Here is a 13324-nt window from a genome sequence, read left to right as displayed (position 1 = left end):
GATTCTACGAGCGAGGTGTGGCAGGGGCCACCGGTGGCAGTGTTTGTGCGATGGTGTCTAGTTTTCTTCGCTGGTAGGGGTGTGTTCGGGTGTGGGTTGGTCGAGGTGTTGCAGGGCTTGGGGGATGACGGTGAAGAGGTCGCCGATGATGCCCAGGTCGGCTTCGTGGAAGATGAGGGCGTCGGGGTCGCTGTTGATGACGACGACGGTGGTGGCGGTGCGCATTCCTGCTACGTGTTGCACGGCACCGGAGATGCCGCAGGCGATGTAGAGGCGTGGAGAGACTGATTGGCCAGTTTGGCCGACCTGGGCGGTGTGGTCGATCCATCCGGCGTCGACGGCGGCGCGGGATGCGGCCACTGCGGCGTCGAGGCGTTGGGCGAGTGCGCGGATTGGTTCGAAGTTACCGTTGGTTCCGCGGCCTCCGGCGATGACGATGTCGGCTTCGGCGATGTCGGTGGGGACGCCGTCGACGAAGGTGCTGGGGTTGCGTGGGGTGCGGGTGATAATGCGGGCGGTGTGACCGCTGGGTGGCGTGGTGGCCAGGGTGTAGTGGTGGGGGGTGACTGGGTTGGCGCTGGGGGTGAGTGCTCCAGGGCTGAGGCAGACGATGAGGGTGGGGGTGGTGGAGACTGCTTCGACGACGTGTGTTCCGGCGAAGGCGCTTTGGGTGACGACGTAGCCGTTGGGTGCGGCGGGGTCAGCGGCCACGGCGATGGCATCGGTGATGAGTCCGGCGTTGAGGCGCACGGCGAGGCGTCCGGCGATGTTGCGGCCGGTGTGGCTGCTGGGGAGCAGGACGAGGCGAGGGCTGGTGGTGCGGACAAGGTCGGTGAGAGCGTTGAGGGCGGGCAGGACGGGGTGGATGGCGTCTTCACCTGGGTCAAGGGTGTAGATGTGGTGGATGCCGTGGCGGGCGGCGGCGTCGGTGGCGGCGTGGCCGTGGGCGCCGACGTAGAGGGCGGCGGCGCTGTCTGTTGCTGGGGTGAGGTCGGCGGCGAGGGTGAGCCGTTCGTGGGCAGATCGGGGCAGGGTGTCGTGCTGGTCGAGGATGAGGGTGAGCACGTCGTGCATGGGGGTCTCTTCGTGGGCGTGGGCGTGAGGGGTGGCGGATGTTGGGGTCATGCGGGGCGGATTCCGTGGGCGCGCAGGAGTTCGGCGAGGGCTTGGCCGCCTTGGTCTTCGGTGACGATGGTGTGCTTGCGGTGGGTGGAGGTGGCGGGGGTGGCACTGCGGACGTAGGTGCGAGCGCCGTGGTGTCCGACGGTGGTGGGGTCGATGCCGATGTCGCCTAGTTCCCAGGTGTATACGTGTTTGCTGTTGGCGGCGATGATTTGCCGGTAGGTGGGGTATCGGGGTTCGTTGATGCGGTCGGATACCGAGATGATGGCTGGTAGGTCGGCTTCGACGATTTCGTGGGCGTCGGGGGTGGCGCGGTGGATGCGGGCTACACCGTTGGTGATGGTGAGTTCGTCGGCGAAGGTGATCATGGGCAGGTCGAGGCATTCGGCGAGCATGGCGGGGATGACGCGCATGCCTCCGTCGGTGGATGCCATACCGGACAGGACGACGTCGATGGGGCCGAAGCAGGCGCCGATGTGTGTGATGGCTGCGGCGAGTACGTGGGAGGTGGAGACGGCGTCAGATCCGGCTAGAGCTGCGTCGGTGACGTGTACGCCGATGTCGGCGCCCATGTGCAGGGCTTTGCGCAGCGCGATGGTGGCGTCTTCTGGCCCGACTGTGAGAACGATCACCTGGTCGTGTTCGTGGTGTGTTAACCGTAAGGCTTCTTCGACGGCGTATTCGTCGAGTTCGTTAAGGATGCCTTCGGTTTCGCGATCTGTGGTGTTGTCGCGGGTGTCGAATCGACGGGTTGCGGTGGCATCGGGGACGAACTTGGCCGTGACGACGATCCTCATTGATTTTCGCCTCCCTGTCGGGACGTGGGCTGTTCGTGGCCGTGGTGGGTGCTGGTCTCCCATGCTCGCATGGGTGTGGCGCCCTCCCCTGGTCAGACCGGGCGGGCGCCACTGTGCCTATGTTGGCGTGGTGTCTCAGATGGCGCCGGGGCCGCCAGCCAGGCCGCTGCCGTCGCCGAAGATGTCTTCGCCGAGCATGAGCTGGTGCCACATCTGCACACCGGAGAGAACGAGCTGGTAGGAGAGCTGAACGTAGGGCATGACGAGCTCATCAGGTCGGACGATGTGTTCGCAGGTGACGACGAGAGTGCCGTTGTTGATGCCGACCTTGGCGACGTTGAGTCGCAAGGAGAGGTCGTTAGCGGCTTTGTACCAAGCCATTTCGTCTTGGGGTAGGTCGGCGCCGATCTGCCATTGGCCGAAGACTCGCATGACGGGCAGGTCGCCCTCGGTGGTGTGGACGAACAGTTGCTGGCCTTCGACTTTGAAGCTGACGTCGCCATCGGCGTCGATGTCGGGACGGAAGCCCTCGTCTTGGAGTGCGTCCAGGACCCGTCCGCGCAAGGGGTGTTCGTCTGAAGGCGGAGGGAAGCTGGGAAGGCTGGTGGGATCAGTCATGGGTCAACGGTATCGGCCTGTGGGGTGGGTGCGCGAGGTCTGGCGTGTGCGCACTTCATCGGGGTGTCGCGCGCACAGGGTGTTTCTTGCGTGCTGTTGTTGTCTAGCTGAACCTTCTTCGAGTTGGTCCCGTCAGAAAAGCGATTCTAGAAACTCATTTCGTGCTGGTGAGGTTTTGGTGCATCTGTCAGGCAGGTCGCGACGAGGAAAACGGCGTCGGTTCCTCACGTTGCCATAGCACTGCTTGAGCTACGTATCCTTGCCCATCTTTGGTGGTGATGGCAGGCGATCCGTAGAGGTTGTATCCGAGGTCGAGAGCTTGACTGACTTTGCGGCAGAAAGAAGCATCGTCAAAGCCAGTGAGTAGGCGGTAGCGAGGTAGACGATCAGCATCGGGCATATGTCATATATTTCCGCATCTTGCGGCCTGCCATATGTTCACGGCTTTTTCACCTGGAGTGCGTGAATGCTTAAGGATCGTTTTTCCTGTTTCTTGAGGGTGCTGTAGCACTGCTGCTGTCTGCTCGGAGACCTTCTGTCTCAACGACACTGCTCACCACGCAGCACACCAGAGGCCCTACTGTTGTCGCGTGTCTTCTTCGCTACGACTTCCGCGCCTGGGCGCCACTGTCGGTGAACGCGGAACTCGCTTCTCGCTCTACGCCGACAATGCTTCCTCGGTCGATCTGTGCCTTTTTGACCAGGTTGGAGGAGCCGAACGACGGTTACCAATGGAAGATGGGGCACACGGGTTGTGGTCCTTGTTTGTTCCTGGTGTAGGAGCAGGGCAGCAGTATGGGTTCCGTGTGAACGGCCCATGGGACCCGGCCTGTGGACACCGACACAACCCGAACAAACTCGTCCTAGACCCTTACGCCGAGGCCATCACTGGGAAAGTCACATGGGCTCCTGAGGTTTTCGGGCACCACGTGAACGCAGATTTCGCTGGTGATGTCACCCGGCGTGACGACCGTGACAGCTCACCATTCGTACCCCGATCCGTAGTGGTCAACCAGAACACGTACGAATGGAACGACGCATTTATGCGGCGGGTGCCATGGACAGAAACATTCGTGTACGAAATGCATGTACGCGGAGCCACAATGCAACATCCAGGGATACCGGAAGAACTGCGCGGCACATACGCTGGCGTGGCACACGAAGCATTCCTGGACCACTTGGAACGCATCGGTGTTACCGCTGTCGAGCTGCTGCCTGTGCACACGTTCACTGACGAAGTACACCTGGTGAAAGAAGGGCTCTCCCAGTTCTGGGGGTACAACACGTTGGGGTTCTTCGCCCCTCATGAGGGGTATGCCCACGCCACCACTGCCCAAGGCGTCATTGACGAGTTCAAAGCGATGGTGGATGCGCTGCACTCGCGCAACATCGAAGTGCTTCTGGATGTGGTTTATAACCACACTGCCGAACAGTCCAAAGAAGGTGGCACTTTGTCCTGGCGCGGCGTGGATAACGCCTCCTACTACCGCCTAGACGGGTGGGGGCAAGACATCGACGTCACTGGATGCGGAAACACCCTTGATCTGCGGGATATCTCAGCTCTGCGGATGACACTGGATTCACTACGGCACTGGGTGCACCACTACCACGTAGATGGATTCCGTTTCGATCTGGCAGTGGCGTTGGCGCGCGGCCGTGACGACGGCTTCGACCCAGGCCACCCCTTCTTGATGGCATTGCGCGCCGACCCGGTCCTGTCACGCGTGAAGTTGATCGCAGAACCATGGGACGTGGGCATCAATGGGTGGCGCACCGGGCAGTTCCCGCCGCCTTTTTGTGAATGGAACGATCGTTTCCGCGACGTGGCCCGCACCTTCTGGCTCCAGGACGTCGCCGCTGGTGGAGCCACTGGGCACGGGATCAGTGACATCGCCACCCGCCTGGCCGGCAGTGAAGACCTTTTCGGTAACCAAGATCGAGGTCCGCTAGCTTCCATCAACTATGTCGCCAGTCACGACGGCTACACCCTGGCTGACACCACCGCCTATGAACGCAAACACAACGAAGCCAACGGTGAACAAAACCGAGATGGCCACGGAGACAACCGCTCCTGGAACCACGGCGCCGAAGGCCTCACCCATGACACCGACATCTTGCGCCAGCGACGCCGCTCGGTGCGCAACTTACTGGCCACCACCCTGCTCTCTACCGGTACGCCCATGATCTGTGCTGGCGATGAGTTCGGCCGCACACAGGGGGGAAACAACAATGCTTACTGCCAGGACAACCCCACCAGCTGGTTGGACTGGGATCACGGCGAAACCGAAGAAAACCTCATCGACACCCTTGCTTTCCTCTCTCAGCTGCGCGCCGACCATCGCGTGTTCCGGCAGTCGCGTTTCTTCACCGAGCGCCCTAACCCTGCCGATCGGCGCGTTGATGTGCGTTGGTACGGTCGCCTCGGGCGATCTTTGACCCCGCAAGCGTGGGGTGACCCCGATCAACGAGTCTTGCAGATGATGCTCATCGGCGAAGGACTGGAAGCCACCAGTTTTCTTCTTGTGCTTCACGGCGCGAACACAGCTGGCGAGATCGTTTTGCCCCATCCCCCGCACAACCATGTTGGTTCCGAAGAAGAACCGCACCAACTGTCTCGTTACGAGCTCGTCTGGGACAGCGCCTGGGAGACTCCTGCTGGTGCCGAACACACGGCGCATGATCCGGGTGAGTACGTCACCATGCCGGCTGCGTCGATGCGGGTCTACGAGCTCATCACGAACTAACCCGCTTCTAGCGCCCTCGCCTTCCAACTCACCAGTAGGCGAGGGCGCTTTTTGATGCCATTACCCAACCGATCTGGTTGCAATGACAGCGATCACAGGCAGACAATGGTCTGGCCGGAACGGTAGCTTCGAGTACGTGAGCAGCTACTCAAAGCCGAAGACCACAAAAACTTCCGCTGTTAGGCCGACCTCTACCAAGCCGACGTCCGCTTCCGCTGCAAAGAAGGCGACGTCCGCCTCTACCTCTTCTACTTCTTCTACCTCCTCGTCTGCGCTGTCCACGCCGAAAGGCCCCATGACGCCCCAACTTGTAACCCACAGCAACATTCCCACCCAACGACCGCTCGGGCGTATCCCGATCACTGGGCTGAGCCCCGTTGTAGAAAACGGCGCCTACCCCATCAAATCTGTCGTCGACGAACAGTTCGCTATTAGCGCAAACGTGTTCCGTGAAGGCCACGACGCCGTTAACGCCAACGTTGTCCTCACCGACCCCGAAGGCACCGAACACACCATCCCCATGACATGCACCAACCCAGGCCTCATGCTCTGGGAAGCAACCGTCAGCGCCGACTGCCCTGGCTCCTGGTACTACCGCGTCGAAGGCTGGTCCGACCCCTACGCCACCTGGCAACACGACGCCGTCATCAAACTCGAAGCCGGCATCGACGTAGACCTCATGCTCGAAGAAGGCGCCCGCGTCCTGGAACGCGCACTCACCGTGCCCGGACGCCCCCGCCCAGGCATCGAAGCCGTCAAAGCAGGCATCTGCACCCTACGCAACCAATCCCTAGCCCCCGCCACCCGCCTAGCCGGAGGCACCGACCCCCGCGTCGAAGACGAACTCACCGCGCGCCCACTGCGCCACTGGGTCACCGCCTCCCCCACCATCAACTGGCTCGTCGAACGCAAACGCGCCCTGACCGGAGCTTGGTACGAATTCTTCCCCCGCTCCGAAGGCTGCTACTTCGACAAAACCAGCGGCAAATGGGTCACCGGAACACTGCGCACCGCAGCTAAACGCCTGCCCGCCATCGCCGGGATGGGCTTCGACGTCATCTACCTCACCCCCATCCACCCCATCGGCACCACCAACCGCAAAGGCCCCAACAACACCCTCAACGCAGGCCCTGAAGATCCAGGCAGCCCCTACGCCATCGGTTCAGCAGCCGGCGGTCACGACGCCATCGAACCATCCCTAGGCACCTTCAAAGACTTCGACTACTTCGTCGCCGAAGCCAGCCGCCTAGGCCTAGAAGTCGCCCTAGACATCGCCCTGCAATGCTCCCCAGACCACCCCTGGGTCAGCAAACACCCCGAATGGTTCACCACCCGCGCCGACGGCAGCATCGCCTACGCCGAGAACCCACCCAAGAAATACCAAGACATCTACCCACTGAACTTCGATAACGACCCAGCCGGCATCTACGCCGAAATCCGACGCGTCATCCAGGTATGGATCGACCACGGAGTCAAAATTTTCCGCGTCGACAACCCCCACACCAAACCCGTCGAATTCTGGCAATGGCTCATCAACGACGTTGCTAAAGACCATCCCGACGTCATCTGGCTTGCCGAAGCATTCACCAAACCCCCCATGATGGCCACCTTGGCCAAAGTCGGCTTCCAACAGAGCTACACCTACTACGCCTGGCGCAACACCGCCGAAGAGATCGCCGAATACATGGCCGAACTCACCGACGACACCACCGGCTCCGCCGCCTACATGCGCCCCAGCTTCTGGCCCACCACCCACGACATCCTCACCCCCTACATGCAGTTCGGCGGCCCCACTGCATGGAAACTACGCGCCACCTTGGCCGCCACCTTGTCTCCCACTTACGGCATCTACGCCGGATACGAACTCATGGAGTCAGTCCCCCGCCCCGGCGCTGAAGAACAAATCGACAACGAAAAATACGAATTCAAAAACCGCGATTGGGCCAGCTACGCCCCCGGCGGAGAACGAGCCGGACAACTCTGGATGGCCGACTACCTCGGCAAACTCAACCGAATCCGCCGCGAACACAACGCCCTTGACTGGCTACGCAACTACACTCCCCACACCACCGACGACCCCGAAGTGCTCTGCTTCTCCAAACGACGCGTCGAAGGCCCCCACGAAGACACCATCATCGTCGTGGCCAACACCGACCCGCACTCTATGCGCGGCACCATGATCCATCTCGACATGGAAGCACTCGGCCTGAAAAAGGACGAACGCTTCATCGCCAAAGACCTCATCACCGAAAGCGAATGGGAATGGGGCAACGAAAACTACGTACGCCTAGGCGTGGATTGGGAGCCCGTCCACGTCATCTCGGTCCGGAGGTTCTGACCCATGCAAGGCCTCAACCTTTCCCAACCCGGGTTGCAACACGACCCTGACTGGTACAAAACTGCCGTCTTCTACGAAGTCCTCGTCCGTGCCTTCGCCGACAGCAAAGGCTCCGGATCAGGCGACTTCACCGGCCTGATCAACAAACTCGACTACCTGCAATGGCTCGGCGTCAACTGCCTATGGCTTCCCCCGTTCTACGCCTCTCCGCTACGCGACGGCGGCTACGACATCGCCGACTACACCGCAGTCCTACCCGAATTCGGCACCCTGCCCGAATTCACCGAACTCGTCACCCAAGCCCACGCCCGCGGCATCCGCATCATCACCGACTTCGTGATGAACCACACCAGCGACCAACATCCCTGGTTCCAAGAGTCCCGCTCAGACCCCGACGGCCCCTACGGCGACTTCTACGTCTGGAGCGACGACGACACCAAATACGCCGACGCACGCATCATCTTCGTCGACACCGAAACATCCAACTGGACATTCGACTCTGAACGACGCCAGTACTACTGGCACCGGTTCTTCTCCCACCAACCAGACCTCAACTTCGAAAACCCGGCCGTCCAAGAAGCCATGTTCGACGTCGTCCGATTCTGGATGGACCTAGGCATCGACGGCTTCCGCCTCGACGCCGTGCCCTACCTGTTCGAAGAAGAAGGGCACAACGGAGAAAACCACCCCAAAACACACGAATTCCTCGCCAAACTCCGCGCCATGGTCGACGAGGAATACCCCGGACGCATCCTCCTGGCTGAGGCAAACCAAATGCCCCACGAAGTCGTGGACTACTTCGGCACCCCCGAAGCACCCGAATGCCAGATGTGTTTCCACTTCCCGGTGATGCCACGCCTGTACTACGCACTGCGCGAGCAAAAGGCAACACCCATCATCGACGTCCTCAACGACACCCCACCCATTCCCGCAAACGGGCAATGGGGAACGTTCCTGCGTAACCACGACGAGCTCACCCTCGAAATGGTCACCCCCGAAGAACGCACCGCCATGTACGGCTGGTATGCCCCCGACTCCCGCATGCGCGCCAACGTCGGTATCCGCCGACGCCTAGCACCACTGCTAGACAACTCCCGTGCCGAAATCGAGCTCATCAACGCCCTCGTCTTGTCCCTACCAGGCAGCCCCTGCCTCTACTACGGCGACGAAATCGGCATGGGCGACAACATCTGGCTCAACGACCGCGACGCAGTACGCACCCCCATGCAGTGGACACCAGACCGCAACGCAGGCTTCTCCACCGCAGACCCAGGCAAGCTCTACCTGCCAGTCATCCAATCCCTGGTGTACCACCACAACAACGTCAACGTGGAAGCCCAAATGGCTTCCAGCAGTTCACTGTTGCACTGGATGCGCGCCATGCTTCAAGTACGCGGACGCTACCCCGTCTTCGGACTGGGCAGCTTCGACCTACGCGAATGCGACAACGAAGCCGTCCTAGCCTTCACCCGCACCCTGGAAGCAGACCCCAGCAAAGGCCGAGAAGAATCACAACACGTCCTATGCGTGCACAACCTTTCCTCTCGCCCCCAAGCCGGAACCATCACACTGCCCGAACGTTTCACGGACGCCAAAGTCAAAGACCTCTTCGGTGGCAGCGGATTCCCCAGAATCACCGCCAACGACGACGGCCAATGCAGCTACTCAGTAACCATCGGATCACGCGACTTCTTCTGGTTCGAACTCCTGGAGCGTGACGCCGATGGCTGAGCAACAGGACACCACCCCCACCACCATGGAGCTACTCACCGCCTGGATGCCTTCCAAACGGTGGTACACCTCCAAAGGAAACACCCCTGAACTACGACGCCTAGGCGGATTCACCTTCGCAGATCCGGCCGGCAAAGTAGGAGTCGAAGTACTCATCCTCCTGGACTCCTGCGCAGCCACCGACTCCTCCCCCGGTGTCATCTATCACGTACCCATCACCTACCGAACCAGCCCCCTACCCAACGCCGAAGAACACCTCATCGGCACCCTGCAACACCCCCAACTCGGGAAAAACTGGGTCTACGACGGCGCCGCCGACCCCGTCTACGTCGCTGAACTACTCCGCTTCAGCCTCGGCGGCGGAGTCAGCACCACCGGCGAAGGTGAAGGGTTAAACGACCCAGCCCGCGGAATTCCCCTCCACACGCCACGGGCAGTGAAGGTCATCTCCAGCCGCATCCTTTCTGGAGAACAATCCAACACCTCGATCATCATCGAAGGACGCATCGGAAGCGGCACCCAAGAAACCGCGCGACGACTCATCGTCAAACTCTTCAGAGTCCTCTCCTCAGGGTTGAACCCTGACGTCGTCCTACAAAGCGCACTAGCTACCTCCGGATCACGCCTGGTACCCGAACCATTCGGATGCCTCACCGGCACGTGGGAAAACCCGCACGGAGGTATCGCCCAAGGCCACCTCGCCTTCGCGCAAGAATTCTTCACCGGAACACAAGACGCGTGGCGCACAGTCACCAGCGCACTCGCCACCGGAGAGGACTTCACTGCCCGCGCACGCGACCTGGGTGTCGCTACCGCCCAGGTGCACGTCGACCTGGCGCGGGTCTTACCCACCAAACCCGCCGAAGAAGAAGATCACCAAGCACAAATCCGCTCGTGGCAACAACGCAAAGACGCAGCCCTAGCGGCTGTACCGGAGCTGGCCGTCCACACAGAAGACATCGACGCGATCTTTCAAGCCGCCCAAGCAGCCCAATGGCCTGACCTACAACGCATCCACGGTGACTATCACCTCGGTCAGGTTCTTGATGTTCCTGAACGCGGATGGGTCCTGCTGGACTTCGAAGGTGAACCGTTGCGCCCTCTGCACGAACGCAACGAACCCGACCTCACGATGCGCGATGTCGCTGGAATGCTGCGCTCCTTTGACTACGCCGCCGGCTCCCGGGCCCAGGAAGCCCCCGAAGAAGAAGCAACCGCCCAGGCGTGGGCGAGCGCCGCACGTGAAGCCTTCTGCGACGGCTACGCCTCAATTGCCAGCGACCCACGCACCGGAGCTAACGCACTTGTGCTGCGCGCTCTGGAACTAGACAAAGCCCTATACGAGGTCGTGTACGAGACTCGGAACCGACCAGCCTGGGTGAGCATCCCCACCGCTGCGGTCGAACGTCTCGCGTCACGACCATCTACCCCTGAAGAAGGGAACAACACCGTGACGAGCAGCTCTGAGCAGTCCAAGAACGGCGCACCTTGCGCCGGTGACACCCGAGTCACCGACCCCGACGGCGCGCTACCAGTCCCCACACACGAACTCGACCTCCTAATCCGCGGCGGCCACGGCGACCCCCACGGCGTCCTGGGCCTGCACCGCCACAATGGCGGCGTCACCTTCCGAGCCCTGCGCCCCGACGCCCGCACCGTCACCGTAAAACTTCCCGACGGTTTTTCAGCCCCGATGCGTCACGAACACGAAGGCGTATGGGTTACCCACATTCACGGCACTGACGTCTCCGACTATCGCCTCGATGTCACCTACAGCGACGGACAGGTCCACCATCAGGATGACCCTTACCGTTTCTGGCCCACGCTGGGCGAAATTGACCTACACCTCATCGGGGAAGGACGCCACGAAGAACTGTGGCGAGTGCTCGGCTCGCACATCCGCCGCTACGAAGGCGGCCACATGGGCGACGTACAAGGAACCAGCTTCGCTGTGTGGGCTCCCAACGCCCGCGCGGTGCGCGTAGTCGGCTCCTTCAACAACTGGGATGGCCGCGCCCACCCGATGCGTGTCCTTGGTGGCTCCGGCGTATGGGAACTGTTCATCCCCGACGTCGGTGAAAACACGACGTACAAATACGAAATCTGTGGCGAAGACGGCTACTGGCGCGCCAAAGCCGACCCCCTGGCACGGGCCACCGAAGTACCACCTCTGAACTCCTCAGTTGTTACCCAATCCCACTACACGTGGAACGACGCAGAATGGATCGCCCAGCGCGAAGCCGTTGCTGATCCTCATAACATGCCGATGAGCGTCTACGAATGCCACCTCGGCTCGTGGCGTCAGGGGCTCAGCTACGTCGATGCGGCAGATGAACTCGTGAAGTACGTCAAAGATCTGGGCTACACGCACGTGGAGTTCCTCCCACTAGCGGAGCACCCTTACGGGCCAAGCTGGGGGTATCAAGTCACCGGCTACTACGCCCCCACATCTCGCTTCGGCACACCAGACGAATTCCGTTACCTGGTCGATGTTCTTCACCAAAACGGCATCGGCGTCATCATGGACTGGGTACCAGCACACTTCCCCAAAGATGCCTTCGCGCTGGGCCGATTCGACGGAAAGCCGCTCTACGAACACCCCGACCCTCGCCGTGGCGAGCACAAAGACTGGGGAACCTACATCTTCGACTTCGGTCGCCCGCAGGTACGTAACTTCCTCGTCGCCAATGCCTGCTACTGGATCGAAGAATTCCACGTCGATGGGCTGCGAGTCGACGCCGTCGCCTCGATGCTGTACCTGGATTACTCTCGTGCCGAAGGTGAATGGGTGCCGAACGAGTTCGGCGGGCACGAAAACCTCGAGGCAGTCCAATTCCTGCAGGAAACGAACGCAACCCTGTACCGACGCTACCCCGGCGTAGTCACCACCGCCGAGGAGTCAACCAGTTGGAGTGGTGTCACCAAACCGACCTATGCCGGCGGCCTAGGTTTTGGTTTGAAATGGAATATGGGCTGGATGCACGACACCCTCGGCTATGCCTCGCTACCACCAGTGAACCGGCAGCACAGCCACCACCAGATCACGTTCTCCATGGTGTACCAGTACAACGAGAATTTCGTTTTGCCGATCAGCCACGATGAGGTCGTGTACGGCAAGGGCTCGATGCTGCGCAAGATGCCTGGCGATCGGTGGGAGCAGCTCAGCGCGCTACGGGCCTACTACGCCTACATGTGGTCGCACCCAGGTAAGCAGTTGCTTTTCATGGGTCAGGAGTTCGCTCAAGAAAGCGAGTGGGCCGACGGGCGCAGCCTTGACTGGTGGCTACTGGATCAGGCCCCACATTGGCAGATCCACAAACTCATCAAAGACTTGAACCACCTGTACACCAGCCGTCCGGCTTTGTGGGAGGTCGATCACGACCCGGCAGGGTTCCAGTGGATCGATGCGAACGACTCCTCTGGAAACACGCTTTCGTTCCTGCGCTACGGCGATGAAGACACTCAAGCGCGGCGACCGGTCGTTGCTTCAGTGGTGAACTTCTCGAGCATGGAGCACCACAACATGCGGATCGGGTTGCCTCATCCGGGTGCGTGGCGCGAAATCCTCAACACGGACTCCACCGAGTATGGCGGCGCTGGTGTAGGCAACTTGGGCCGGATTGAAGCCGGACCGGTGCCGTGGCATGGGCAGCCGTACTCGGCGACGATCACGATCCAGAAGATGTCTGCGGTCTGGTTTGAGCCAGAAGACCAAGATGAGGGGCACACGCCTGCATCGTTGGAGGTGCGTGGAGCTGCACGCCCAGAGTTGTCGAACTCTCCAGTGGTGGAAGGCGAAGTTGTGCGCAGTGACCTGTCTGAAGCTGATCTGCGCGCCCCTCGTGTAGGTCGTTCAGCCGGTTCCTCCGCGCGCGGAGCAGAGCCTGAACAGGCCCCATTGGGCTGGCCTGAGGAGAAAGGCTCGAAGCGTAACTGAGGCTCTCGTTTTTAAAGCAGTGGGCGTGTTGCTGGCA

Annotated in this window: 9 protein-coding genes; 4 read left to right on the top strand and 5 right to left on the bottom strand. The window is 61.1% G+C overall.

Annotated features, from left to right (window positions below; translation table 11 throughout):
- Window positions 1-57: 57 nt before the first annotated feature.
- From DXZ77_RS01570 to DXZ77_RS01555, 4 genes are all read right to left on the bottom strand, one after another.
- On the bottom strand, window positions 58-1125 hold the full coding sequence (locus DXZ77_RS01570) for an electron transfer flavoprotein subunit alpha/FixB family protein (RefSeq protein WP_115029440.1): 1068 nt from the start codon (window positions 1123-1125) through the stop codon (window positions 58-60).
- Window positions 1122-1919 carry an electron transfer flavoprotein subunit beta/FixA family protein gene (locus DXZ77_RS01565; protein WP_115029438.1) on the bottom strand — a complete coding sequence of 266 codons (798 nt, stop codon included), beginning with the start codon at window positions 1917-1919 and terminating at the stop codon, window positions 1122-1124. The genes DXZ77_RS01570 and DXZ77_RS01565 overlap by 4 nt, the downstream gene beginning before the upstream one ends.
- Window positions 1920-2054: 135 nt before the next feature.
- Window positions 2055-2537: a T3SS (YopN, CesT) and YbjN peptide-binding chaperone 1 gene (locus DXZ77_RS01560; RefSeq protein WP_028327069.1), complete on the bottom strand. Its 483-nt coding sequence runs from the start codon at window positions 2535-2537 to the stop codon at window positions 2055-2057.
- A 187-nt stretch (window positions 2538-2724) separates the two neighbouring features.
- Window positions 2725-2937, bottom strand: a complete 213-nt coding sequence (locus DXZ77_RS01555; RefSeq protein ID WP_115029436.1) for a DUF1737 domain-containing protein — start codon at window positions 2935-2937, stop codon at window positions 2725-2727.
- A gap of 190 nt (window positions 2938-3127) precedes the next feature.
- Here DXZ77_RS01555 and glgX point away from each other — a divergent pair, with 190 nt between their 5' ends.
- On the top strand, window positions 3128-5281 hold the full coding sequence (glgX, locus tag DXZ77_RS01550; protein WP_115029435.1) for a glycogen debranching protein GlgX: 2154 nt from the start codon (window positions 3128-3130) through the stop codon (window positions 5279-5281).
- Between the two features lie 144 nt (window positions 5282-5425).
- Here glgX and DXZ77_RS11975 read toward each other — a convergent pair whose 3' ends face one another.
- Complete coding sequence (locus DXZ77_RS11975; RefSeq protein WP_220181576.1) at window positions 5426-5578, bottom strand: hypothetical protein; 153 nt, start codon at window positions 5576-5578, stop codon at window positions 5426-5428.
- Here DXZ77_RS11975 and DXZ77_RS01545 point away from each other — a divergent pair.
- Genes DXZ77_RS01545 through glgB form a run of 3 tightly spaced genes read left to right on the top strand, consistent with a single transcriptional unit; the run spans window position 5577 to window position 13287 of the window.
- Window positions 5577-7619, top strand: coding sequence for an alpha-1,4-glucan--maltose-1-phosphate maltosyltransferase (locus DXZ77_RS01545; protein ID WP_115029433.1), 2043 nt, complete (start codon window positions 5577-5579; stop codon window positions 7617-7619). The two genes, DXZ77_RS11975 and DXZ77_RS01545, sit on opposite strands and share 2 nt — an antisense overlap.
- 3 nt (window positions 7620-7622) lie before the next feature.
- A complete protein-coding gene (gene treS / locus DXZ77_RS01540) occupies window positions 7623-9350 on the top strand; it encodes a maltose alpha-D-glucosyltransferase (RefSeq protein WP_115029431.1) in 1728 nt (575 codons plus the stop codon).
- On the top strand, window positions 9343-13287 hold the full coding sequence (glgB, locus tag DXZ77_RS01535) for a 1,4-alpha-glucan branching protein GlgB (protein ID WP_115029430.1): 3945 nt from the start codon (window positions 9343-9345) through the stop codon (window positions 13285-13287). The genes treS and glgB overlap by 8 nt, the downstream gene beginning before the upstream one ends.
- The last annotated feature ends 37 nt before the right edge of the window (window positions 13288-13324 follow it).

This window comes from Dermatophilus congolensis, from assembly GCF_900447215.1.
GTDB lineage: Bacteria > Actinomycetota > Actinomycetes > Actinomycetales > Dermatophilaceae > Dermatophilus > Dermatophilus congolensis_A.
The sequence above is the reverse complement of the archived record's forward strand: the minus strand, read 5'-3'. Positions and strand labels throughout refer to the sequence as shown.